Below are 23,879 nucleotides of genomic sequence, written 5' to 3' on the forward strand. Positions count from 1 at the left end.
CCAAATGAAGATTCACCCCATGCGGCATTCCGTCCCTAGAGAACCCTCGCCTATCGCTGTATAGTTTTTTACATACCGAAACAACGAGCAACAGATGTCTTCTGCCAAGCTGTATTCCCCTCTGTTGCTCAGCCTCTTGGCATTGATCGTGACGGCAGCCTGCGCGCTGTTATTGGGTCGCTATCACATCTCAATCCACGAAATCAGCACGTTCATCGCAACGATGCTCGGCCTCAGCGACATGCCCGCCCAGCGCTATGACCTGCTTCACAGCCTGATCATCGAGGCGCGCCTGCCTCGGGTTATCGCAGCGGTTCTAGTGGGCGCCGGGCTTTCCGTCTCGGGCGCGGCGTATCAGGGCGTGTTTCGCAATCCGCTGGTGTCGCCGGGTTTGCTGGGGGTGTTGAGCGGTTGTGCGTTCGGCGCTGCGCTGGGGATCATCTGGCACCTGCCGCCTTTGGCCATTGCGCTGGTCGCCTGCATGACCGGGCTGATCGCCGTGGCGGTCGGTCTGGGCATCGCGCACATGTTCCACACCCCGTCGATCTTGCTGCTGGTGCTCGGCGGCATTGTCGCGAACGCCCTCTTCACCTCGCTGCTGTCCATCGCCCAATACATGGCCGATCCGGTGGATCAATTGCCGAGCATCGTCTATTGGCTGCTCGGCAGCCTCAGCGCCGTGGATGCTCAAGCACTGTGGATCATCGGCCCGATTCTGGCCGTGGCGATTGTGCTGTTGTGCCTGACGGGCCGCGCCATCGATGCGCTGTCCCTGAGTGATGACGAGGCCCTGAGCCTGGGCGTGCCGGTCGAGCAGATCCGTGGCGGCCTGATCGTGCTGACCACGCTGATCTGCGCACTCACTGTGAGTCTGGCGGGGATGGTCGGTTGGATCGGCTTGTTGATTCCGCATCTGGCGCGGCTGCTGGTCGGCCCCGGCAATGCGCGCTTGCTGCCCCTCAGCGCCTGCCTGGGCGGGATCTTCCTGCTGGCGGCCGACGGCGTCGCTCGCAGCGTGTCGGCGGGAGAGATCCCCCTCGGCATCATCACCGAGCTGTTCGGCGCGATCGCCTTTGTGCTGGTGCTGCATCGCGTGCGCAAGGGTTGGCTATGAAACGCTTGCAGGCCCGTCAACTGAGCTATCGAATCGGCGACCGCGTGATCCTCGATAACGTCTCGCTGGACATCGCCGCCGGCGACAACATCGCCCTCCTGGGGGCCAACGGCGCCGGAAAAAGCACGTTGATGAAACTGCTGCTGGGGTTGCTGACACCCCACGCCGGCGAGGTGCTGCTCGACGGCCAACCGATGCGCTCGATGAAGCGCCGTGCCATTGCCCGGCAGATTGCCTACGTACCTCAGAGCCATGTGCCGAGCTTTCCGTTCAGCGTCGCCCACATCGTTGGGCAGGGGCGATTGCCCAGCGTGGGCCTGGGCCATGCACCGAGCCGCGACGACAAGACCTCTGTGCAGCAGGCCCTGACCGACCTGGGCATCCTTCATCTAAGTGAACGGCCGTACACCGAGCTGTCCGGCGGCGAGCGTCAGTTAGTGCTGATCGCCCGGGCCATGGTCCAGCGCGCCAATACCATCATTCTTGATGAGCCGGTCACCGGCCTCGACTACGGCCATCAGCTGCGCCTGCTGGCCTTGCTCAAGCGCCTCGCCGCCCAAGGCATCAGCATTTTGTCCAGCACCCATCGCCCTGAACACGCTCTTGCCTCGGCCAATCGCGTGCTGGTCCTGCACGACGGCCGACTCATCGCCGACGGCGCCCCCCACGACGTCATCGACAGCGCGCTCATGGCGCGTCTTTACCAGGTCGCCGTCGAGCAGATCGACAGCAGCGGCCACCGCTTTTTCATTCCTTGCTGAGTGTTTGCATGACCCGATCCCTTTCCACGCGCCTGGCCTTTGCGCCACTCTTGTTCGGCGGCTTCGCCCAGGTCAGCCTGGCCCAAGAAATGACCCTGGCGCCGCTGGACATCAGTGCCGAACAGTCGATTGCCGATCAGGCGCGGGAGAAGTCGGCGACCCTCGGCCCGATGGGTGAGCGCAGGCTGCTGGACACGCCCTATTCCATTAGCGTGCTGTCCTCGGACCTGATCGACAGCCAGCAGCTCAAGAGCTTCAAGGACATCATCCGCTACATGCCTTCCGTGCAGGCCGACGGCGCCCGGCCGCAAACCCGGGGCCTGCAGGGCAGCGTGGTGCAGAACAGCCGGCTGGACGGCCTCAATGTGGTGTCGACCACCGATTACCCGGCCGAGCAACTGGGCGGCGTCGAAGTGCTGAGCGGACTGTCGGGGTCGCTGTATGGCCCGGCGAATCCGGCCGGCACCTTCAACCTGCTGTCGAAACGCCCGACCGATTTCACCCGCAATCGAGTGACCCTCGGCGTAGGCACCGGGCTGACCTGGCCCAAGGCCGCAGACCTGAGCGGCCCGTTCGACCCGGACGGCAAGATCAAATACCGCCTGAACGTGGCCGACGAGCAAGGCCACAGCTATGCCCCCGGCAGCACCTTGCGTAGGCAACTGGTGAGCCTCGCCACGGATTTCCAGATCGGTGACGACAGCGTCATCGAGACCAGCGTCAGCCACTACAGCTATCTATCCAAGGGCCTGCCCGGCAAGTTCGCCGTCGCCTCGGGCGTGACGCTGCCCCACGCGCCGGACCCGACCCGCAGCAATCTCGGGCAGAATTATTCCGGCGACAACAACACCACGGACACCGCCAGCACGCATTTCAAGCATGACTTCGACGGCAACTGGAAACTCGACATCGGCGCGCTGCGGCAGATCGCCGACCGCGAGTCCACCGCGGTCACCAACACGCTGATCAACAACGCCGGCACCTATCGCAGCTCGGTGGCAAGCGCGACCGCCAGCCGCTTCACCATCAACAGCTATCTGGCCAACCTCAACGGCAGCGTCTACACCGCCGGCATTCGCCACGACCTGACCGTCGGTGTCACCGGTTTCGACTGGGACAACTACAACCCCGTGAACGGCGGCACGAAGACCTTGGGCAGCGCCTCATTAAGCAATCCGGTCGGCTTCGACGAGCCTGACTTCCCCGACTTCACCGATCGATACCACTCGGCCAACGCCCGCCAGCATTCCTTCGTACTGGGCGACACCCTGACCTTCACGCCGAAATGGAGCCTGATGCTCAGCGGCAGCCAGAGCCGTTTGACCGCCGACAACTATTCTCAAGCAGGCGTCCACACGTCATCCCAAGACTCGGGCATCAGCACGGCGACCAGCGTGATGTACAAGCCGGTGGACGACCTGACGCTGTACCTGACGTACGCCGACAGCCTGCAACAGGGTGACAGTGCGGCGGCCGGCAGCAGCAACGCCGGGGCGATCCTGTCGCCGTACCGCAGTCGCATGTGGGAGCTGGGTGGCAAATGGGTCGCGCGCGGGGTCAACCTGTCGCTGGCAGCGTTCCAGATCAAGCGGCCCTTCGCCTACACCCAGGCGGATAACGTCTACGCCGTGGCGGGTGATCAGCGCAATCGCGGGGTGGAATTCCTCGCCGACGGCGACCTGAGCCAGAATCTCAAGCTGTTCGGCGGCATCACCTGGCTGGACCCGAAGCTGCTGTCCACCGGCAACGACAGCACCGAAGACACGCGCATCGTCGGGCTGTCTCGGGTCACTGCCAGCCTGCTGACCGAATACCGCATCGACCAGGTGCCGGGCCTCGCCGTCAACCTCAACGCCCGTTACGCCAGCGCGCGCCCCACCGATGACAGCAACGATCACTGGGTGGGCAGCTACACAACCTTCGACGCCGGCGCCAGCTACAGCACCCGGTTGATGAAACGCGACACGGTCTACCGCCTCGAAGTCACCAACCTGGCCAACGAACGCTACTGGACCAACATCGTCCCCGGCGGGCTGAACGGCTATACCGGTGCCGGGCAAGCCAGCGCCACCCCGGCCGCGCCGCGCATGGTGCAGGCGTCGATTCAGGTGGACCTGTGAACAGGCGGCGGGGCGGCATGGGTCGTTTGCTGAGCGGTTTGCTGCTGGTCAGCCTGAGTGCCAGCGCCTTCGCTGATCCGGGCGACGAGGGCCAGACCATTCAGGCCAGCCGGCTGAAACCCAGGCAGGTGGAGGAGGATGGCGGACAACAGGTCAACGTCCCGGCAGCACCCGCCCGCATCGCTGACGCCTGGTATGCCCACCATGTGCTGCTGATGACGCTGGGGGCCGGTTCGCGCATCGTTGCGACGGTCAACCACCCTGAAAGCCAACCGTGGATGTTCAAGATCCTGCCAACGCTGAACCAGGCCACGGCCATCCAGGGCACGGCGTTCAATGCCGAGAGCTTGCTGGCCGAGCACGTCGATCTGGTGTTCACCGCCCTCGGCGACCGTCAGGCCATCGCCTATCGACAGCTGGGCCTGCCGGTCATGCAGATGGGCTACACCGACCTGGCCGGGTTGAAACGCTCGATGCTCAACACCGCTCAAGCCCTTGGCGGCACAGAACCCGGCGTTCGGGCCATTGCTTACAACAGATTTCTGGATCAGCAATTGGCAGCAGTCAATCGCGTGGTCGCGGGTATCCCGGCGGAGCAGCGGCCCAAGGTGCTGCACATCGCCTCGGTCAATCCGCTGAAAGTGGACGGCGCCGACACGCTGATCGACGACTGGATCAAGCTCGCCGGAGGCCGCAATGCCGCGACGGGACTCAAGGGCAACCTGCAAATCGTGTCGGCAGAGCAGTTGCTGGCCTGGCAGCCGGATGTCGTCATTCTCGCTGCCAACGCAGGCCGGCTGGACCAAGCAGCGCAACCGCAACTGCTGAACCAGCTTGAGGCCGTGCGCAACGGGCGCGTCCTGCGCAACCCGGCCGGAGTTTTTCCGTGGGATCGGTACGGCACCGAAGTGGCGCTTCAGGTCCCGTGGGCGGCGCAGCAGTTGCATCCTGCTTTGTTCCGGGACGTGGACATGGCGGCACAGACGATGGACTTCTACCGGCGCTTTTTCGATTACCCGCTGACGCCGGAGGAGGCCCAACGAATTTTGCACGGTGAGCCGCCAGCGACTGCGCCTTCCCCCTAGGACTCGCCCTTGGGGAAGACTACAATCGCCGTCCTCGCGCACTGACTGATCCACGCCTCGCATGCCAACTTGCTCTGTACACCCACTGCCCTATTACGCCGACCCCAGCGGTTACTTCGCCCACGTGCGCGGTGCCCCGGGCGCCGTGCTGCTGGACAGCGGTCGCCCGACGGCGGACCGTGGCCGCTTCGATCTGATCAGCGCCTGGCCGCTGGAAACCCTGCAGCCGGTGGCGGACGAATCCGGTCCGGGCTTTCTCCAGCGCCTGCGTGAATCACTGGCTCGGCTCGGTGAAGCTGATCTGCCCGAGCACTGCGCGCTGCCGTTCGCCGGTGGGTTGATCGGTTACTTGGCGTATGACTTCGGCCGTCTGTTCGAGCCCCTGCCCGATCAGGCCATCGATGACCTGCACCTGCCCGCCGCGCGGTTGGGCCTCTACGCCTGGGCGCTGGTCAGCGATCACCACGACCACACCAGCCAGTTGGTGTTTCACCCCGCCCTTGATCACGCCGAACGCCAGCGTCTGATCGCGCTGTTCGAGCAACCCGTGGCGCAACCGGCACCATCGTTCACGCTGACAGCGCCCTTCGCGCCGGACATCAATGCCGAGCAGTACCGGCAGGCCATCGAGCGGATTCACGCCTACATTCAGGCCGGCGACTGCTATCAGGTCAATTTCGCCCAGCGCTTTCGGGCGCAGTACCTCGGTGATCCGTGGGCGGCGTATCAAGCACTGCGGGTGGCCTGCCCCACGCCGTTCGCCGGGTATCTGGCCCTGCCAGAGGGGGATGCGGTGTTGAGCCTGTCGCCGGAGCGGTTCGTCAAAGTCAGTCAGCGTCAGGTCGAGACCCGGCCGATCAAAGGCACGCGGCCGAGAGGGCGAGATGCCGTTGAGGACGCCGCATTAGCTCAAGCGCTGCTTGCGAGTGCGAAAGACCGCGCCGAGAACCTGATGATCGTCGACCTGCTGCGCAACGATCTCGGCCGGACCTGCCGGATCGGTTCAGTGAAGGTGCCGGAGCTGTTCAGTCTCGAGAGCTATCCCAACGTGCATCACCTGGTCAGCGCCGTCACCGGCGAATTGGCCGACGGCAAGGACGCGCTGGACCTGATTGGCGGCAGTTTTCCCGGCGGCTCGATCACCGGCGCGCCGAAGATCCGCGCGATGCAGATCATCGACGAACTGGAGCCCAACCGTCGCGCCTTGTATTGCGGCTCGTTGATGTACCTGGACGTGCGCGGCAGCATGGACAGCTCCATCGCCATCCGCAGTCTGCTGGCAAAAGACGGCCAGGTTGCGTGTTGGGGCGGCGGCGGGATCGTCGCTGATTCGCAGTGGGAGGCGGAATATCAGGAGACCTTCACCAAGGTGCGGGTGCTGATGGAGACGCTGGAGGGGATGTGATCGGGACGGTGAACCTGTCCGTTTCGGGTGGCAGCCTTTAGGTGATGTATGGCGGGGAATGCAACCCTGTGGGAGTGACCGGGGTGGCGACCCGACAGGTTTGCCGCCCGCCAAAGCACCCGTGCTCTCCTCGCTTTCAGCCAAACGGCCCGACGTTTTTTGTTACCATCTGCGCCATTACGAGCGCCTAAGCGCCAGCCCTGATCAGGAACCCGCCCAGATGAACCACCCTTTTGACGTTGACGACATCGCCGCCACCTTCGCCAGCAAATCCCCGTCCGACATCCTCAAATTTGCCTTCCAGCACTTCGGCGATGACCTGTGGATTTCCTTCAGTGGCGCGGAAGACGTGGTGCTGGTGGACATGGCCTGGAAAATCAACAAGAACGTCAAGGTATTCAGCCTGGACACCGGCCGGCTGCACCCGGAGACCTATCGCTTCATCGATCAGGTCCGCGAGCAGTACAAAATCGACATCGACATCGTCAGCCCGGACCGCGAAAAACTGGAGCCGATGGTCAAGGAAAAGGGCTTGTTCAGCTTCTACCGCGACGGCCATGGCGAGTGCTGCGGGATCCGCAAGATCGAGCCGTTGCGCCGCAAGCTGTCCGGCGTGAGCGCTTGGGCCACCGGTCAGCGTCGGGATCAGAGCCCGAGCACGCGCAACAACGTCGCCGTAGTGGAAATCGACAGCGCCTTCTCGACCCCGGAACGCACGCTGTACAAATTCAACCCGCTCGCCCAGATGAGCAGCGCCGACGTGTGGAACTACATCCGCATGCTCGAACTGCCGTTCAACAGCCTGCACGAGCGCGGCTTCATCAGCATCGGCTGCGAACCCTGCACGCGCCCTGTTCTACCGAATCAGCACGAACGCGAAGGCCGCTGGTGGTGGGAAGAAGCGACGCAGAAGGAATGCGGGCTGCATGCCGGGAATATGATCGCGAAGGGATAGAGGAGCAGCGCTAAGCGGCAAGCTTCAGGCTGCAAGAGAACAGCAGTCCGCGTGAGGTCTGCTCCTTCTAGCCGCTTGAGACTTGCCGCTTGAAGCTGAGGCTCGCCTATCAATGCTCCGGCAGTTGAACCCCGGCAAACAGCTCTTCCAGCTCCTGCTTGTTGTGGCACTGAATGGCTCTGGCCATAACCTCGCGGGTCAGGTGCGGGGCGAACTTCTCGATGAAATCGCACATGAAACCGCGCAGAAAGGTGCCGCGGCGGAAACCGATCTTGGTTACGCTGGCTTCGAACAATTCGCTGGCGTCGAGCACCACCAGATCGCTGTCCAGCTTCGGATCGACGGCCATTTTCGCGACGATGCCGACGCCTAATCCCAGTCTCACGTACGTCTTGATCACGTCAGCGTCGGCGGCGGTGAACACCACTTTCGGCGTCAGCCCACGGTGACTGAACGCCTCGTCGAGCTTGGAACGGCCGGTGAAACCGAACACGTACGTCACGATGGGATATTCGGCAAGTATTTCCAGGGTCAGCTTCGGCACCTTGGTCAGCGGGTGGCCCTGGGGCACGACCACGCAGCGGTTCCAGGTGTAGCACGGCATCATCACCAGATCGCCGAACAGCTCCAGCGCTTCCGTGGCGATAGCGAAATCAACGGTGCCGTCGGCGGCCATTTCGGCGATCTGCATCGGTGAGCCCTGATGCATGTGCAGCGCGACGTCCGGGTACTGCTTGATGAAATTGCTGATCACCGGCGGCAACGCGTAACGCGCCTGGGTGTGGGTGGTGGCGATGGACAGCGTGCCCTTTTTCTCGTTGGAGAATTCCTGGGCAATCTGCTTGATGCTTTCGACTTTGCGCAGGATCTCGCCGGCGGTCGTGATAATGCGCTCGCCTGCCGGGGTGACGCGGGTCAGGTGCTTGCCGCTGCGGGCGAAGACCTCGACGCCCAACTCGTCTTCCAGCAGGCGGATCTGCTTGCTGATGCCTGGCTGCGAGGTGTAGAGGCTTTGCGCGGTCGCTGAAACGTTGAGGTCGTGGTGCGCCACTTCCCAGATGTAGCGCAGTTGTTGAAGCTTCATATGTATCCCTCAAAGCCGGAAGACGCCACGGGCATCAGCGACGGTATATAACTGGATTATTGGTCAGGAAGGCAAAGCTAGAACTTTTTATCACTTTTATCCGGTAATGGCACGCAGCTTTTGACGCCCTTGGCACATTCCCGGAATGCGATCACCTCGGTGTGTGCCTGTGCAGCATCGGCACCATGTACACCGGCACGTCGGACAGTTGCAGGACTCGCGCCGCCGTCCGGCCAATCGGCGTATCCCCCTCCCCGCCGTGGCTGCGACTGCCCACCACCAGCAGGTCGACGCTGAGCAGGCGCGCCTGATCGAGTATCACATTGGATGGATCGCCTTGGACCACGCGAACGCTGCGAATCAGGGCAAGGTCCTCATGCCCCTCCCCCAGTTCTTCACGAAAGCTGTCCATGACCCGCGCCTCAATGCCATCGATCACCGTGTTGACGCCCTCACTGTGCAGCTCTTTGAGCACGTCGGCGGCCAGATAACTCTGCAACACGGACTCGGCAAACAGGCCCATTGGCTCCACCACATGCACAACGTGCAGCTCGGCATCGAAGGTCCGTGCCAGCACCAGCGCGTGCTGCAGGGTATACGGCGCATAAGCACCGAGGTCCGTGGCGTAGAGCATCGAGCGGATCATGGGACCCCCGGACAGCCTTTGAAGTGAAGACTTAATCAGCGTAGCAGCGCGCCGCGCACTCAGGCGGCCCGACTGCTGCTTTTCGGTCTAACGCCTCAAGGTTTTAGCTCGTTGCTGATGCCGTGGGGCACATGCCCGGTCGCCACCACTTCCCGCGCGCGCTCACAGTGGCCCGGCTGATCGTCGAAGAACACGTCCGCCGCGAAGGCTTCGAGAAACGCAGACTTGTCCAGACCGCCGAGAAACAGTGACTCATCCAGACGAATGTCCCACTCGCGCAGTGTGCGGATGACCCGCTCGTGAGCCGGCGCCGAGCGCGCAGTCACCAGCGCCGTGCGAATCGGGCAGGACTCTTCAGGGAATTCACGCTGCAAGGCGTTCAATGCCGCGAGAAAGGGTTTGAACGGGCCGCCGGGCAAGGGCCGTCGCGCCGCTTCGCGCTCATTGGCCTGAAACGCCTCAAGCCCTCCGGACTGATACACGCGCTCGGACTCATCGGAGAACAGCACGGCGTCACCGTCGAAGGCGATGCGCAGCTCGGCACTGGCCGCGCGACGGGCGCCACCAGAGAGAATGGTCGCGGCGGCGAAGCCGGCGTCCAGCGCGCTGCGCACGTCTTCGGCGTGGGTGGACAGGAACAGATGACTGCCGAAAGCGGCCAGATACGGAAACGGACTGCGCCCGCCGACGAACGCCGCGCGGGAAATGTCGAGGCCGTAATGCTGAATCGAATTGAATACGCGCAAGCCGGTGTCGGCACTGTTGCGCGAGACCAGCACCACTTCCACCCGGGACTGGTTCAGGCTCGCGTTCAGGCTGAGCAGTTTTTCCACCAGCCGGAACGCATCACCGGGCTCAAGGATTTCGTCCTCGTGGTCGATCTGGTACTGGCGATAGGCAGCGACGCCGCTGGCCATATAAACGTCATGGCTTTCCCGCAAATCAAACAGCGCCCGCGAGGAAATCGCCAGCACCAGCTTGCTCCCCGGGGTTTTAACGTTCAGCTCAGTGCTCATCAGTCTTCCTTAAAGCGGGAGGTGGGCAAGCGCACGGCATTGGCCGTCAACGATTGCCGCGATCAATACACGCCAGCGCGTGATACAGGGCGCGCACCTTGGGCATGTCGCAGCCGGCGGCCAGCGCAGCCGCAAGGGGCCGGGCGTAGATGGCGTCAAGTTCCAGCGGGCGTTTTTCGGTGAAGTCGTGGTACATGCTCGGCCGATAATCCGGCATCTGGCCAGTGACCTTGAGCAATTGCTCGGCGTAACCCTCCGGCAGCACGTGCCCGCACGCTTCGGCGCCCTGCACCACTTCCGCCATCAGGCCCTGGATCAGCGCGCGACTGTCGGCGTCAGCCATCAGCGGCGTGGTGCTGGCGTTGAGCAGCACCGATAGCCCGTTGTAGGGCACGTTCCACACCAGTTTCTGCCAGCGTGCTTTGTCGAGGTTGTCCATCGCCACGGAGTCAATGCCCGCCTGGTGAAACAGCGAAGCGCCCTGCTCGACCCAGTGCCCGCGCGTTGCCAAATCGGCCGGCCCGCTGTGGTAGCCGATGTTCACGGCACCAAAGGCCTGATGGGTGATCTGCCCCGGACCTGTGCGATGCACGCAGACAAAACACAGGCCGCCCAATAGATGAAGGGAATCGGGCAGCTCTTCGCGCAACTGGTCCTCAACGCCCAACCCGTTTTGCAGCAGCAACACCTTGGCGTCTGGCGCCGAGGCTTGGACGATAGCGTTGGCCACCCCGCCGTTGCCGGTGGTCTTGGCGCCGACCAGCAGCCAGTCACAGGGCGGCATATCAGCCGCTGAGGCGTAGGCCTGGACATTCTCCAGCACCAACGGGCCGTGCACCTGACTGTCCACGTGCAGGCCGTTGCGGGCGACGGCCTCGAATTCGCTGCGCAGCAGAAAATGTACATCGAAGCCGGCCCGGGCCAGCATCACGCCATAGAAGCCGCCGATCGCACCGGTGCCGATGATGCCGATCCGGGGTTTGACTGCGCTTTCGCTCGTTGCACTTTCGCTCATGGAAACTCCGCTTCAGGGTAATTCGTCTGGCGGCGTCGCCAGCGCGTGTGCCAGGCCCGTGACAATAGCGTCGGCTGACATCTGCGTGCGAAGGGCCCCGAAGAAGGCGCCGTCGCGTATCACAAACATCGTCGGCAGATGAAACACGCCGTAGCGCTCCACCGCGCCGCCGTTTTCTTCGGCATCGATCCAGCACAGCCGATCCAGCGGCAACGATTGCTCGGGCAAATGATGCCGGGCCCAGCGGCAACTGGAGCAGCCCAGGCTGGTGAAAATCAGCAGTGAGACGCCGGGCAGATTGAGAAGTTGCTGGTCGAGGTCGAAGTCCGTCAGTTGCAGTTGATCCACGCGCTTCTCCTCTGAATGATGTTTGGGTGATGCCTGTCGCAACCCCAGACAGGTCAGACAATGCCGCAACCGTTGGACGAAAGCCACGTTTACCCATTGTCGAACCACCGGCTAACGCGCTAAGGTTCGGCTCCCCCGTTGCGCTCAATCATGCTCGGCTCCGCCGCACGGGGACGCTGGCGGCCAGCATCCGTGACCTGATGAGTAACACGATGGCTGATTTACCGATTGACGACCTCAACGTTGCCTCCAACGAGACACTGATCACCCCGGATCAGCTGAAACGCGAAATCCCGCTGACCGCCGCCGCCCAGGCCACTGTCAGCCAGGGCCGCGAAGTCATCCGCAACATCCTCGATGGCAAGGATCACCGCCTGTTCATCGTGATCGGGCCCTGCTCGATCCACGACCTCAAGGCCGCCCACGAATACGCCGATCGCCTGAAAGCGCTGGCGGCCGAGGTGTCCGACACACTGTATCTGGTCATGCGCGTCTATTTCGAGAAGCCACGCACCACTGTCGGCTGGAAAGGCCTGATCAACGACCCGTATCTGGACGACTCCTTCAAGATTCAGGATGGCTTGCACATCGGCCGTCAACTGCTGCGCGACCTGGCCGAAAAAGGCCTGCCGACCGCGACCGAAGCCCTCGACCCGATTTCGCCTCAGTACCTGCAGGACCTGATCAGCTGGTCGGCCATCGGCGCGCGCACCACCGAGTCCCAGACTCACCGGGAAATGGCCTCGGGCCTGTCCTCGGCAGTTGGCTTCAAGAACGGCACCGACGGCGGTCTGACCGTGGCCATCAACGCCCTGCAATCGGTGTCCAGCCCCCATCGCTTCCTCGGTATCAACCAGGAAGGCGGCGTGTCCATCGTCACCACCAAAGGCAACGCCTACGGTCACGTGGTATTGCGCGGCGGCAACGGCAAGCCCAACTACGATTCGGTCAGCGTTGCCCTGTGCGAACAGGCGCTGAACAAGGCGAAGATCAAGCCGAACATCATGGTTGATTGCAGCCACGCCAACTCCAACAAGGACCCGGCGTTGCAACCGCTGGTGATGGAAAACGTTGCCAACCAGATTCTCGAAGGCAACCAGTCGATCATCGGCCTTATGGTCGAGAGCCACCTGAACTGGGGCTGCCAGGCCATTCCCAAAGACCTCGCCGACCTGCAATACGGCGTGTCCATCACCGATGCCTGCATCGATTGGGACAGCACCGAGAAAACCCTGCGCAGCATGCACGCCAAGCTCAAGGACGTACTGCCAACGCGCAAACGCGACTGACCGTACTGCAGAAACGACAACGCCGAGCACATGCTCGGCGTTTTACGGTGTGAAGCGCGGTTCGGTCAGATCTTGGCAGCCTGCCGCTGGTTGCGCTCCATGTAACGCTCCACATAGGAGCACGAAGGAATCACGGTGTAGCCGATCCGGTCGGCATAGTCGAGGGCCACCTTGGTCAAGGCTGCCGCTATCCCACGTCCGCGCAATTCGTTGGGAACGAACGTACGGTAGATATCCAGGGTCTCTTTACCCAGGTCCATGTACGTCAGATAGGCACGGTAGCCGTCGATATTGACTTCGAACTGGTGACCGGTCTCGTCATGGTGGATGGACAACGCCTCGCTCATCACTACTCCTCGCGGGTCTTAGAATTGGACCCTTACCTTATCGACATTTTCCCGGCGAAGGAACCTCTACAGGCAGTACGACTACTATTGGCTTCTGCAATAGGGCCTTCTGCAATAGAGCTGACTGCGCCACCCTGTGCCGTTTGGACACCGCGAAGAGCATCGCTGTTCTCAAACAATTTGAGCACAGGCGAATATAGGCGCCCCGAGCGAATGCGCTCAAGTGAATCAACTGTTAATTGCGTTGCCGCGCATCTGACTGCATGCCCCATGGAACCTGTTATCGCCGACGAATGTCCATTGAGACGCCATGCCCGGACTCAAGTCACTTGAGGGCCATTTAAACGGCTCTCAAGGGTGCGCCTGTCACGATAATCGACTATATAAAAATGGTCGCCGATACGTGGATGGTAGTGGGAAATCGCCTGGGCCGGAGTCACCTGACAGACACCTGCGCCCTGGGGCTTTCTGCGTGCGAAGAAAAAGCGTGAGGAGTTCGACGGAACCCGTTCAAACCCAAGAATTTTCTGCAGATGTTGCGCGCGGTCCGTTTACTTACTACAAACAATGAGTAAGATGTACGCCGGTCATTTTCTCACTCTCGAGAGATGACTAATTTGATAGAAGTCCTTTAAGGGGAACACGATGAACAACGTTCTGAAATTCTCTGCTCTGGCCCTGGCCGCAGTTCTGGCTACCGGTTGCAGCAGCGCATCCAAAGAAACCGAAGCTCGTCTGACTGCAACTGAAGACGCAGCCGCTCGTTCGCAAGCCCGTGCCGATGAAGCCTACCGCAAGGCTGATGAAGCTATGGCTGCTGCTCAAAAAGCTCAGCAAACTGCTGACGAAGCCAACGAGCGCGCTCTGCGTATGTTGGACAAGGCTAGCCGCAAGTAATAATCCCTCGGGATTATTGATAAGCCGACCCCTTAACGGGTCGGCTTTTTTATTGCCCGGCGTTTGGCGTCGCAGCGTTACTGCAGCGTCATCGGCGCGTCGCCCACCACGGGGGCCGGCGTGGTCGGCACGGCAATTTCGACCGGCATGCCGTCTTCGGCAGCCACCACGTCCCGCACTTCGTCCCAATTGATCCGCAGGCTGTTGGCCAGGTCTTCACGCTTGAGCAGTGCGTTGATCACGGCGGTGTGCTTGTCGACCACCGACGGCTTGCCGCTTTCGTCCAGCGGTGTGTGCGCTTCGAGGTAAACCTTGCCGCCGCTGACGCCGAACTTGTACGGCTCGCTCATGATGCGCACGGTGGTGCCCACCGGGACCATGTCCGCCATTTCCAGCACGTTGTTGTTGTACATGCGGAAGCAGCCGTGACTGGTGCGCATGCCGATGCCGAACTTCTTGTTCGAGCCATGGATCAGGTAGCCCGGCAGCCCGAGGCCGAATTTGAACGGGCCCAGGGGGTTGTCCGGGCCGGCCGGGACCACGTTGGGCAGGATATCGCCGTCGGCGGCGTGCTCGGCCTTGACCGACGCCGGCGGCGTCCAGGTCGGATTGGGTGTTTTGGCGGTGACCTTGGTGGTGGAGACCGGCGAACCCCAGCCTTCGCGACCGATACCCAGCGGGAAGGTGTACACCACGTTCCGGCCTTTCGGGTAGTAGTACAAACGGTACTCGGCGAGGTTGATGACGATGCCTTCCCGCGGACCCGGCGGCAGGATAAAACGCGTCGGCAGCACCACCTGGGTGCCTGCGCCCGGCAGCCAGGCATCGACGCCCGGGTTGGCGGCGATCATTTCCAGGTAACCCAGGTCGTAGCGCGTGGCCAGGTCGGCGAAAGTGTCTTCGTACTTGGCGGTCACGGTCTGCACCTGGCCGATGATGTCCTCACCGGGCGGCGGCAACGGAAACTCCAGGGCGGAGACGGGGCCGGCCGCGCACAGCGCAGCGAGCGACAGACAGCGGGCGAAAGCTGGAATGCGCGACAACATCCGGAGAATCCTTGGTAAACGGAAGGCTTGATTGTGCGCGATTGTACACGCACCTCTGCGCGTCCGGGAGTGTTCGCGTGGCCTTAAACGCCGGCTTCCAGTTCCGGCCAGATCGGGTGCCAGCCGCGCCGTTGCGCGTCGATGATCGCCCGGCACAGCGGGCACAGGCGCTCGTCCTGATAAACCGTCTGCTGCACTTCCGACCAGCGCGGCTGCGCCGGCAACAAGGTGCCGCACAACGTGCGGTCGGCGGAGCCTGCCAGTTCGAGCTGGCGAGCGACCAGATGCACAAGGATTTCCTGGCACGCGAACAGGTCGAGCTGTTCGTCAGGCTCGATCAGTTGATAGGCATAAAGGGACCAGGCAGGACGGCGCGGCATTGGGGGCTCCAGAGCGGGGGCGCCACATTAGCCGAAAGCCCCCGTCCGGAAAAGGCCTGCAGGCCTTTAAATCAGCGGTTTTGGTCTGAGGGCTTGGAAACCGTACAACTGCCGTCGCGGCATCGGCGGCTGCCATCCGGATGAGGTAACCACGCCAGCTGGGGACGAAAGCGGCAGAACAGCCGATAACCGAGGTTCAACAGGGGTCTCAACGGCCGCCATGACAGTGGCGCAGCCCAGGCGCCAAGCCCGGCTGCACGCCAGCTCCAGAGCGTCGCATCCAGGCCCGTGACCCAGGTACCATCGTCGAAACGGGCATGCAAAACAGACTGCATCTGCTCATGGGTGAATCCAAGAGCCGGTGCATCAAAGCCCTCTTCGCTCATGTCGACGAACAGCAGTCGCGCGGTTGTTGCGTCTGCGCCTGCCTCCGCGTTCGCGCAAGCGTGGGAACGCAGGAGTTTGATCTCCCGCGCGCAAAGCGGGCAGTCACCGTCGAAGTACAGCGTGAGTGGCCACGGCTCTTTCTTGTACATCTTTTGGGTCCTGTATAGGTTTGGGCCACCATAGGCGCAAACCTTCGTGCTGGCAATGAGCGGTCCCTCGCACCCGATGTTTGACCCCATCGCCGAACGCCTGATGTCTGCAGCCGCGACTAAAGCAAGGGTTTAAGGACCGGCCAGACGTTATCCAGCAAGTACGGCTGAGCCGGAACATTGGGGTGAATGCCGTCTTGCTGGGTCATGTCAGGCCGGCCGCCAACCCCTTCCAGCATGAACGGCACCAGAGGCACATTGGTCTCCTCAGCGACTTTCGGGTACACCGCCGCGAAGGCCGTGGTGTAGCGTTCACCGTAGTTGGGCGGGATTTTCATGCCCAGCAAGAGCACCTTGGCCCCCGCCGCCTTGGACTGCTCAACCATGTCGGTAAGGTTTTGTTGCAATTGCGCCGGCGGTTGCCCGCGCAGGCCGTCATTACCGCCCAGTTCGAGGATCACCAGATCCGGTTTGTGCTCGGCAAGCAGCGACGGCAGCCGCGCCTGGCTTCCTGCGCTGGTGTCGCCGCTGACCGACGCATTGACCACTTTTTCCTTGAAGCCTTCCTTCGCCAGACGCTGTTCCAGCAGACTGACCCAACCCAACCGGGTATCCAGGCCGAAAGCCGCGCTGATACTATCGCCAACGATCAGCACCGTGCCTGCCATCGCGCCTTGTGATACCAGCAGCAAACCCAGGCCAGCACTTAAAAACCACGCACGCATCGGATTCTCCATGAGCGAAAGTATTCTCAGTGCTCGGAACCTCAGCAAAGTGGTCCCAAGCACCGAAGGTGACTTGACCATCCTGCACGAACTCTCCCTGGAACTAAACAAGGGCGACACGCTGGCCATCGTCGGCGCGTCGGGCTCGGGCAAATCCACCCTCCTCGGCCTGCTGGCCGGTCTCGACCTGCCCAGCGCCGGTTCCGTCGTCCTCTCCGGTCGCAACCTCAGCGAGCTGGATGAAGATCAGCGCGCCCGGGTTCGCGCCGAACACGTGGGCTTTGTCTTCCAGTCCTTCCAGTTGCTCGACAGCCTGAACGCGCTGGAAAACGTCATGCTGCCCATGGAGCTTGAGGGCCGCAAAGACGCCCGCGATCAGGCCCGGCATCTGCTGGAGCGGGTCGGCCTGGGTCAGCGCCTGACCCACACACCACGGCAGCTGTCGGGCGGCGAGCAGCAACGGGTCGCAATCGCCCGTGCATTTGCCGCCGACCCGGACGTGCTGTTCGCCGATGAGCCCACCGGCAACCTGGACAGCCACACCGGCGAGCGCATCAGCGATCTGCTGTTCGAGCTGAACCAGGAGCGCAACACGACGCTGGTGCTGGTCACCCACGATGAGCGCCTGGCCCACCGTTGCCGGCGCCTGATCCGTCTGGAGGGTGGCCGACTGGTCGCCCCAATGGAGCCTTGATGGCACGCCTGCCTTTCTCACGCCTGCTCAGCCTCGCGGCGCGCCAGCTCATGCGCGATGCCCGCGCCGGCGAGCTGCGCGTGCTGTTCTTCGCACTGGTGGTGGCGGTTGCCGCCAGCACCGCCATCGGTTATTTCGGCGCACGCCTCAACAGCGCCATGCTGCTGCGAGCGACGGAGTTTCTCGGTGCTGACCTGATCCTCGGCGGCTCCACGCCGGCGACACCTGCGCAGATCAATGCCGGCAACGCGCTGAAGCTGGATCACTCGCAGATCGTGATTTTCTCCAGCGTGGTGGCCACCGATAACGGCATCCAGCTGGCCAGCGTCAAGGCCGTCGATGGGGCGTACCCGTTGCGCGGCGAGTTGAAAAGCGCGCCTGCCCCCTACGAAGCGGAAACCGTTGGTGGTGAGCCCCAAGCCGGCGAAGCCTGGGCGGAAGCGCGGATCCTGGTGGCGCTCAACTTGAAAGTGGGCGACAGCATCGACGTCGGTTCCAAGACCTTGAAGCTGACCCGGGTGCTGACCTACGAGCCCGACCGCGCCGGCAACTTCTACAGCCTGACGCCCCGGGTGATGATCAACATGGCCGACCTTGAGGCCACCAAGGTCGTGCAGCCCGGCAGCCGCGTCAGTTATCGAGATCTGTGGCGCGGCACGCCCCAGGACCTCGCGGCTTACCGCAAGGCCGTCGAACCCGGGTTGGCGCCGAATCAGAAAATCGACGACGCCCGTGATGGCAATCAACAGATCGGCGGCGCGCTGGGCAAGGCCGAGCGTTACCTGAACATGGCCAGTCTGGTCGCGGTGCTGCTGGCCGGCGTGGCGGTGGCCTTGTCGGCGGCGCGTTTCGCGGCACGGCGTTTCGATGCCAGTGCGCTGCTGCGTTGCCTGGGCCTGTCGCGCAATGAAGCACTGGTGCTGTTCGGTTTGCAGCTGGCGATGCTCGGCGTTGCGGCCAGTGCGGCAGGCGCCCTGCTCGGCTGGTTTGCCCAACTGGGCCTGTTTCATCTGCTGGAGAGCCTGCTGCCCGCCGCCGTGCCTCCGGGTGGCTGGCTGCCGGCAGTCGCCGGTATCGGCACCGGGCTCGTCGCCCTGGCCGGCTTTGCACTGCCGCCGCTGGCAGCGTTGGGTCGCGTGCCACCGCTGCGGGTATTGCGTCGGGACATGCTGCCGATCCCGGCCAGCACGTGGCTGGTCTATGGCGCGGCGCTGTTCGCGCTGGGCCTGATCATGTGGCGCTTGAGTCTGGACCTGGTGCTGACGTTCGCCCTGCTCGGCGGCGGTCTGATCGCGGCGCTGATGCTCGGCGGTGTATTGCTGCTGGCCCTGAAAAGCCTGCGCCGCTTGCTGGCCGGGGCCTCGCTGCCGTGGCGCCTGGGTCTGGGTCAGCTGTTGCGCCACCCCATGGCCGCCGCCGGCCAGTCCCTGGCGTTCGGGCTGATTCTGCTGTCGATGGGACTGATTGCGCTGCTGCGCGGCGAGCTGCTCGACACCTGGCAGAACCAGCTGCCCAAGGATGCGCCGAACTACTTCGCGCTGAATATCCTGCCCAACGACAAGGATAATTTCGCTGAACGCATGGGGCGTCTGTCGACCCACAGCGCGCCGCTGTACCCGATGATTCCAGGGCGCTTGATGACCATCAATGGCGAGCCGGTGAGCAAGTTCGTCACCAAGGACTCCCGTGGCGAAAACGCCACCCAGCGCGACCTCAACCTGACGTGGGCGGCCACGATGCCGGAAGGCAACAGCATCACCGCCGGCCAGTGGTGGGCGAGCGATCAGCCGCCTGCGGAGGGCGTGGTCCCCGGCGTGTCGGTGGAAACCAAACTGGCCAACAGCCTGAACATGAAACTGGGTGACACCCTCGGTTTCGTGATCGGCGGTCTGACCCGCGAGGTCAAGGTCACCAGCCTGCGCGACATCAACTGGGACACCTTTCAGCCCAACTTCTTCATGATCTTCCAGCCCGGCACCCTCAAGGACGTGCCGGCCACGTACCTGACCAGTTTCTATCTGGCGCCGGGCAATGATCAGCAGATCGTCGAGCTGTCCCGGGCCTTCCCGGCCGTGACGATCCTGCAGGTGGAAGCGTTGCTGGAGCAGCTGCGCAGCATTCTCGATCAGGTGACGATGGCGGTGCAGTACGTGCTGCTGTTCGTGCTGGCGGCGGGGATGGCGGTGCTGTTCTCCGGCTTGCAGGCGACGCTCGATGAGCGGATTCGACAGGGCGCTCTGCTGCGGGCGCTGGGCGCCAACCGCGCGTTGCTGATCAAGGCCCGGCGCATCGAGTTCGGTCTGCTCGGGGCGGTCAGCGGTGTGCTGGCGGCGATTGGCTGTGAACTGGTGAGCTTTGCCCTCTACCGCTATGCCTTCAACCTGCAGTGGCACCCCCACGTCTGGCTGCTGGTGCTGCCACTGATCGGCGCCTTGCTGGTCGGCGGCGCAGGCGTGTTCGGCACGCGGCGCGCGTTGAACGCCAGTCCCCTGCAAGTGCTGCGCGAGGGTTAGGGGCAGGATCTGACGGTGGGCGGCAATCCCCCGCCACCGTCTGCTCGAGAAGCCAGACCGGCCAGCGCAACGCTGCGGCTAGTTCAGGTATTCGATTTTAGTGATCCACCATTGCTTGCTGCCGGACGGAACCGGCACCGAGACTTCATCGTCGACTTGTTTCTTCAGCAGCGCCCGGGCCATGGGCGAATCGATGGAGATGTAGTCCATACGGCCGTAGATTTCGTCATAACCGACGATGCGGAAACGCTTGCTCTCGCCCTCCTCGTCCTCGACCTCGACCCACGCGCCGAAGAACACCCGGCCTTCCTGCTCCGGCGAATAGGCAACCACGCGCATGTCTTCCAGACGTTTGCGCAGGTAGCGCACCCGCCGGTCGATCTCGCGCAGCAGCTTCTTGTTGTACTGATAATCGGCGTTCTCGCTGCGATCCCCCAGGGAAGCGGCCCACGCCACTTTTTGCGTGATGTCAGGGCGGTGCTCGCGCCAGAGGTAGTCGAGCTCTTTCTTGAGGGCGGCATGGCCCTCGACGGTGATTATTTTGGTGCTGATTTCACTCATTGACGCTGTCTCTGTGCGGCCAGGCCTGGGTCCGGCAGTGCTGGTCTGTGCCTGCCTGTCCTTGTCAGAACGAAGCCTACAGGGTTGGGCTGGCGGGCGGGTAAATCAAGGCGGCGCTCATTTGACCAGACGCTTTTCTTTGGAGGGCCGATAGCCGAAGTAGGCGCTGTAGCATTTGCTGAAATGGCTCGGCGAGACAAACCCGCAGGCCACCAGCACCTCCACCTGGGTCAACTCGGTGTGCTGCAGCAGGCGCCGGGCCTCGGTGATGCGCAATTCCAGGTAATAGCGTTGCGGGGTGGTGCCCAACTGCTCCTGAAAGAGCCGCTCGATCTGTCGCCGCGAACGCCCGGCGTACGCCGCCAGTTGCTCAAGCTCCAAGGGTTCTTCCAGGTTGGCGTCCATCAACTTGACCACTTCCTTGAGCGGTGCGCTGACCGTCATGTGCCGGCTTTGCTTGATCCGCCGATAGCGCGACTCCTCGAAAGACAGAATGTCCTCGATGCCTTCGATCAGGGCCTTGTCGTGCAGGGTCTTGATCCATTCCAGCGCCATGTGAAACGCCCCCGCCGGGCTGGCGGCGGTGAGGCGATCGCGGTCGATGACGAAGGCTTCGCTGGTCACCTCACTGACTTTGCAGATCTCCGCCAGGGCGGCGCGGTGCTCGGGGTGAATCGCGCACCGGTAGCCGTCGAGCAGGCCCGCTGCGCCAAGGAACCAGGCGCCATTCCACAGCCCGGCGAGGGTAATGCCATGCTCGGCAGCCGTGGTCAGCAGGTGGGACAGTCGCTCATCGGCCTTTAGCCCGGTGCGATAACCGCCACAGACCACCAGCAGGTCGAGGTCCTTCAGCGCCGAGACGTCGAGCCGCGCGTCGGGCCGAATGACGAGCCCCAGATCACTGATCACTTCGCACTCGTGCAAGCCGAATGTCTGCGAGGTGAACAGTTCGGGGCGCAGAAGGTTGGCCGTGACGAATGTGTCCAGAGCCTGGGTGAAAGCCGGCAACGAGAAGTGTTCGAGCAGCAGGAAGCCGGTTCGGGTCTGGGCCGAGGGGGCAGGCTTGTTCTCATCCACGTAGCGAAGATTCTTGCCCTTCATGCCCCCGCTGAATTCTCGCCGCTCGATCACTGCCGCCTCGCTTTTGCGTCCTGCCCGGGGTGCCGATGGTCGCACCCGTTCGCTCCCCAAGGAGAATTCCTTGATCAACGACGGCCGGGTCTGCGCCATTCTAGCGGAACGGCGCCGGCGTTAAAGTTTTGTCGAGGTGGCCGATACACATCCGCCTGCGAAAAAAAGCCTGCCAGGGCTGACATTCGCCCAACCACCACCCTCCTTACCCACCAGGCTGCTTATGGCGCTCGACCCGACCACCCTGCTGACGATCACCATCGCCCTCGCTGCGGCGGCCGCGCTGTACCTGGCCGTGGAATGGCAGACGGTGCGGGGGCCTTCGTTGCTGTTCTGGAGCGCAGGGTTCGCCACCATTTCGGTGGGCTCCACCCTGGCATTGCTGCGCAGCAGCGGCATTCTGGTGATTGGCATCTGGTTCGCCAACGGCTTGCTGGTCACCGCACACTGGCTCTTCCTGCTGGGCGTTGCGCGGTTTACCGAAGCCCGGCTGTCCAAGGCCTGGTACCTGATCTTCGTCGTGTGGCTCGGGCTGTTGCTGCTGCCGGACCAGCCGTGGTGGTCAAAGCTGATGCTGGCCGCCAACTCGCTGTTGATCTCGCTGCTCATGGTTAAGGCCAGCGGGCTGCTGCGCCCCCATGGCAAGTCCCTGAGCGTCGGCGCGGTGCAGTTGCGCTATGTGCTGCTGGTCCACGGCCTGTTCTATTTTTCCAAGGCGGTCACAGCGGTGGTGCCTGGCACGCTGATCGATCTGGCGGCCTTTCGTGGCGAGATCATCCAGATTTCGCTGGTCGAAGGGACGATGGCGGTGATGCTGATCGCCCTGTCGATGACCGGCTCGGAGCGTCATCGCCGGGAAAAACGCATGGCCCGGCTGGCGGCGCGGGATCCGCTGACGGCGCTGTACAACCGCCGCGCGCTGGAAATGCGCGGGCAGCGTCTGCTGGAAAGTGTCTCGCAGGCTCGGCCGGCAGCGTTGCTGCTGATGGACATCGACAATTTCAAACTGGTCAACGACCTCTATGGCCACAGCGCCGGCGACCGGCTGCTGGTCGCGCTCAGCGACATCATCCGTGCGGCCTTGCCCCACGGGTCGCTGGCAGCGCGCCTGGGCGGTGACGAATTCGTGGTGTTGCTCAGTGACACGTCCAGCGAGCACTTGCTGGCCGTAGGGAGCACGCTGCGTGAGGCCTTTCACGCGACGGCCTCGGCAACCTTTTCCACGCCCCAGCCGGTGACGTTGAGCATCGGCGCCAGCCTGTTCAGCCAACCGCCGCCCAACCTGGCGGCGGTGATCGAGCGCAGCGATGCGGCCTTGTATGAATCGAAACGGGGTGGACGCAACCGCATTCAGCTGGTAGATCAGAGCGTCAACGGCAGCGATCCGCTGCCAACACAGTGAAGGCTCACCGATGGAACACCGGCCATGCCCATGAGCAGCCCTCATCTGATCTACCGCGCCCCTGACCCTGAAGATCTTGCCCGCCTGTTCGCCATCTACAGCGACCCGCAGACTCAACTGTTCAACCCTTCGGGGCCCATGACTGATGAGGCCCAGGCAGCCGCCATGCTTGAGGGGTGGATCGAGCACTGGCAGGCCAACGGCTTCGGCTGGTGGGCGATTGCGCACAAGGATGCTCCCGAACACATCATCGGCTTCGGCGGCATCGGGCTTCATGATTTTATGGGCGAGCAGCGGGTCAATCTGGGCTATCGGTTTGCCGTTGAGGCGTGGGGACGGGGGTTTGCCACGGAGATGGGCCTGGCCGCGCTGGAGCACGCATTCTCGACGCTGAGGCTGGATGAGGTGCTGGGTTACGTGCGGCCGACCCACGCTGCATCGATCCGCGTACTGGAGAAAATCGGCATGCAACGCTGCGGCGAGCTCGATGACGTGCCCGGCCAGGCCCCAAGCCTGATGTTCAGAGCAGTTGCGGCGCGGTGAGGGGCGGCGAGGTTCAGTGAGAGGTCTGCAGTCCGCAACTGGCGTCGAGCTCATCCCAGGGGTGCGCGGATTCGCGGGCATAGCCGCACGTCGGCAAATGCACAAACGTCGCTTCCCGTTCTGCTTCGCTCTGCCGGGCCTTGCAGGTCCTGCACAACACAGTGTGGTCATTTAGCCGCCAGTGGCTGTTCCACCGGACGAGATCGTCGGTCACCATCTTACTTCCCCTCACCCTCACATACGTAACCAGTTGATTCAACTTGTCG

24 protein-coding genes are annotated in these 23,879 nt (G+C 63.0%); 12 read left to right on the top strand and 12 right to left on the bottom strand.

Annotated elements, in window-relative coordinates:
* Window positions 1-94: 94 nt before the first annotated feature.
* The 6 genes from BBI10_RS10865 to BBI10_RS10890 all read left to right on the top strand — a co-directional run bounded on the left by BBI10_RS10865 (window position 95) and on the right by BBI10_RS10890 (window position 7,440).
* Entirely contained in the window at window positions 95-1,114 is a 1,020-nt protein-coding gene (locus BBI10_RS10865) for a FecCD family ABC transporter permease (RefSeq protein ID WP_065988511.1), read from the top strand.
* Complete coding sequence (locus tag BBI10_RS10870) at window positions 1,111-1,875, top strand: ABC transporter ATP-binding protein (protein ID WP_065988512.1); 765 nt, start codon at window positions 1,111-1,113, stop codon at window positions 1,873-1,875. Before BBI10_RS10865 ends, BBI10_RS10870 begins: the two co-directional genes overlap by 4 nt.
* Window positions 1,876-1,883: 8 nt before the next feature.
* A complete protein-coding gene (locus BBI10_RS10875) occupies window positions 1,884-3,995 on the top strand; it encodes a TonB-dependent receptor (RefSeq protein WP_065988513.1) in 2,112 nt (703 codons plus the stop codon).
* Window positions 3,996-4,012: 17 nt separating this feature from the next.
* Entirely contained in the window at window positions 4,013-5,080 is a 1,068-nt protein-coding gene (locus tag BBI10_RS10880; protein ID WP_083233082.1) for an ABC transporter substrate-binding protein, read from the top strand.
* 61 nt (window positions 5,081-5,141) lie between these two features.
* Window positions 5,142-6,485, top strand: a complete 1,344-nt coding sequence (gene pabB / locus BBI10_RS10885; protein WP_065988514.1) for an aminodeoxychorismate synthase component I — start codon at window positions 5,142-5,144, stop codon at window positions 6,483-6,485.
* 220 nt (window positions 6,486-6,705) lie between these two features.
* Entirely contained in the window at window positions 6,706-7,440 is a 735-nt protein-coding gene (locus BBI10_RS10890; protein WP_065988515.1) for a phosphoadenylyl-sulfate reductase, read from the top strand.
* 109 nt (window positions 7,441-7,549) lie between these two features.
* Here BBI10_RS10890 and cysB read toward each other — a convergent pair whose 3' ends face one another.
* From cysB to BBI10_RS10915, 5 genes are all read right to left on the bottom strand, one after another.
* The gene (gene cysB / locus BBI10_RS10895; RefSeq protein ID WP_065988516.1) at window positions 7,550-8,524 is read right to left on the bottom strand and encodes an HTH-type transcriptional regulator CysB; all 975 of its coding nucleotides are present in this window, start codon (window positions 8,522-8,524) and stop codon (window positions 7,550-7,552) included.
* Window positions 8,525-8,675: 151 nt separating this feature from the next.
* On the bottom strand, window positions 8,676-9,170 hold the full coding sequence (locus BBI10_RS10900; RefSeq protein ID WP_065988517.1) for a universal stress protein: 495 nt from the start codon (window positions 9,168-9,170) through the stop codon (window positions 8,676-8,678).
* Window positions 9,171-9,265: 95 nt separating this feature from the next.
* A complete protein-coding gene (locus BBI10_RS10905) occupies window positions 9,266-10,186 on the bottom strand; it encodes a 5'-nucleotidase (protein ID WP_065988518.1) in 921 nt (306 codons plus the stop codon).
* A 46-nt stretch (window positions 10,187-10,232) separates the two neighbouring features.
* Window positions 10,233-11,201 (bottom strand): putative 2-dehydropantoate 2-reductase, encoded by a 969-nt coding sequence (locus tag BBI10_RS10910; RefSeq protein WP_065988519.1) that lies wholly within the window; start codon window positions 11,199-11,201, stop codon window positions 10,233-10,235.
* A gap of 12 nt (window positions 11,202-11,213) precedes the next feature.
* Window positions 11,214-11,549, bottom strand: coding sequence for a thioredoxin family protein (locus BBI10_RS10915; protein ID WP_244160342.1), 336 nt, complete (start codon window positions 11,547-11,549; stop codon window positions 11,214-11,216).
* A gap of 212 nt (window positions 11,550-11,761) precedes the next feature.
* On the opposite strand from BBI10_RS10915, the gene BBI10_RS10920 reads away from it, so the two are divergent.
* Window positions 11,762-12,838: a 3-deoxy-7-phosphoheptulonate synthase gene (locus tag BBI10_RS10920; protein ID WP_065988520.1), complete on the top strand. Its 1,077-nt coding sequence runs from the start codon at window positions 11,762-11,764 to the stop codon at window positions 12,836-12,838.
* A gap of 65 nt (window positions 12,839-12,903) precedes the next feature.
* On the opposite strand, the gene BBI10_RS10925 is transcribed toward BBI10_RS10920, so the two are convergent.
* The gene (locus BBI10_RS10925) at window positions 12,904-13,185 is read right to left on the bottom strand and encodes a GNAT family N-acetyltransferase (RefSeq protein WP_065988521.1); all 282 of its coding nucleotides are present in this window, start codon (window positions 13,183-13,185) and stop codon (window positions 12,904-12,906) included.
* 645 nt (window positions 13,186-13,830) lie between these two features.
* On the opposite strand from BBI10_RS10925, the gene BBI10_RS10930 reads away from it, so the two are divergent.
* On the top strand, window positions 13,831-14,082 hold the full coding sequence (locus tag BBI10_RS10930) for an Lpp/OprI family alanine-zipper lipoprotein (protein WP_065988522.1): 252 nt from the start codon (window positions 13,831-13,833) through the stop codon (window positions 14,080-14,082).
* Window positions 14,083-14,159: 77 nt separating this feature from the next.
* Here the strand turns inward: BBI10_RS10930 and BBI10_RS10935 are convergent, their stop codons facing one another.
* The 4 genes from BBI10_RS10935 to BBI10_RS10950 all read right to left on the bottom strand — a co-directional run bounded on the left by BBI10_RS10935 (window position 14,160) and on the right by BBI10_RS10950 (window position 16,769).
* A complete protein-coding gene (locus tag BBI10_RS10935) occupies window positions 14,160-15,128 on the bottom strand; it encodes a L,D-transpeptidase family protein (protein ID WP_065988523.1) in 969 nt (322 codons plus the stop codon).
* Window positions 15,129-15,211: 83 nt separating this feature from the next.
* Window positions 15,212-15,508 carry a hypothetical protein gene (locus BBI10_RS10940; protein WP_065988524.1) on the bottom strand — a complete coding sequence of 99 codons (297 nt, stop codon included), beginning with the start codon at window positions 15,506-15,508 and terminating at the stop codon, window positions 15,212-15,214.
* Between the two features lie 71 nt (window positions 15,509-15,579).
* The gene (locus BBI10_RS10945; RefSeq protein WP_065988525.1) at window positions 15,580-16,044 is read right to left on the bottom strand and encodes a thiol-disulfide oxidoreductase DCC family protein; all 465 of its coding nucleotides are present in this window, start codon (window positions 16,042-16,044) and stop codon (window positions 15,580-15,582) included.
* Window positions 16,045-16,163: 119 nt separating this feature from the next.
* Window positions 16,164-16,769 carry an arylesterase gene (locus BBI10_RS10950; RefSeq protein ID WP_065988526.1) on the bottom strand — a complete coding sequence of 202 codons (606 nt, stop codon included), beginning with the start codon at window positions 16,767-16,769 and terminating at the stop codon, window positions 16,164-16,166.
* 10 nt (window positions 16,770-16,779) lie between these two features.
* Between BBI10_RS10950 and BBI10_RS10955 the strand changes: the two genes are divergently transcribed.
* Together BBI10_RS10955 and BBI10_RS10960 are read left to right on the top strand one after the other, a co-directional pair.
* The gene (locus BBI10_RS10955; protein ID WP_065988527.1) at window positions 16,780-17,463 is read left to right on the top strand and encodes an ABC transporter ATP-binding protein; all 684 of its coding nucleotides are present in this window, start codon (window positions 16,780-16,782) and stop codon (window positions 17,461-17,463) included.
* Window positions 17,463-19,976 (top strand): ABC transporter permease, encoded by a 2,514-nt coding sequence (locus tag BBI10_RS10960; RefSeq protein ID WP_065988528.1) that lies wholly within the window; start codon window positions 17,463-17,465, stop codon window positions 19,974-19,976. The genes BBI10_RS10955 and BBI10_RS10960 overlap by 1 nt, the downstream gene beginning before the upstream one ends.
* Before the next feature lie 78 nt (window positions 19,977-20,054).
* On the opposite strand, the gene greB is transcribed toward BBI10_RS10960, so the two are convergent.
* Both greB and BBI10_RS10970 read right to left on the bottom strand, forming a co-directional pair.
* Complete coding sequence (gene greB, locus BBI10_RS10965; protein WP_065988745.1) at window positions 20,055-20,528, bottom strand: transcription elongation factor GreB; 474 nt, start codon at window positions 20,526-20,528, stop codon at window positions 20,055-20,057.
* A gap of 126 nt (window positions 20,529-20,654) precedes the next feature.
* Window positions 20,655-21,638: a GlxA family transcriptional regulator gene (locus BBI10_RS10970; protein ID WP_065988746.1), complete on the bottom strand. Its 984-nt coding sequence runs from the start codon at window positions 21,636-21,638 to the stop codon at window positions 20,655-20,657.
* 253 nt (window positions 21,639-21,891) lie between these two features.
* Between BBI10_RS10970 and BBI10_RS10975 the strand changes: the two genes are divergently transcribed.
* Together BBI10_RS10975 and BBI10_RS10980 are read left to right on the top strand one after the other, a co-directional pair.
* The gene (locus BBI10_RS10975; protein ID WP_065988529.1) at window positions 21,892-23,070 is read left to right on the top strand and encodes a GGDEF domain-containing protein; all 1,179 of its coding nucleotides are present in this window, start codon (window positions 21,892-21,894) and stop codon (window positions 23,068-23,070) included.
* 24 nt (window positions 23,071-23,094) lie between these two features.
* Window positions 23,095-23,613 (top strand): GNAT family N-acetyltransferase, encoded by a 519-nt coding sequence (locus BBI10_RS10980; RefSeq protein ID WP_065988530.1) that lies wholly within the window; start codon window positions 23,095-23,097, stop codon window positions 23,611-23,613.
* Window positions 23,614-23,879 lie beyond the last annotated feature (266 nt).

The sequence above is a fragment of the Pseudomonas graminis genome, from assembly GCF_001705435.1.
Classification (GTDB): Bacteria; Pseudomonadota; Gammaproteobacteria; order Pseudomonadales; family Pseudomonadaceae; genus Aquipseudomonas; species Aquipseudomonas graminis_B.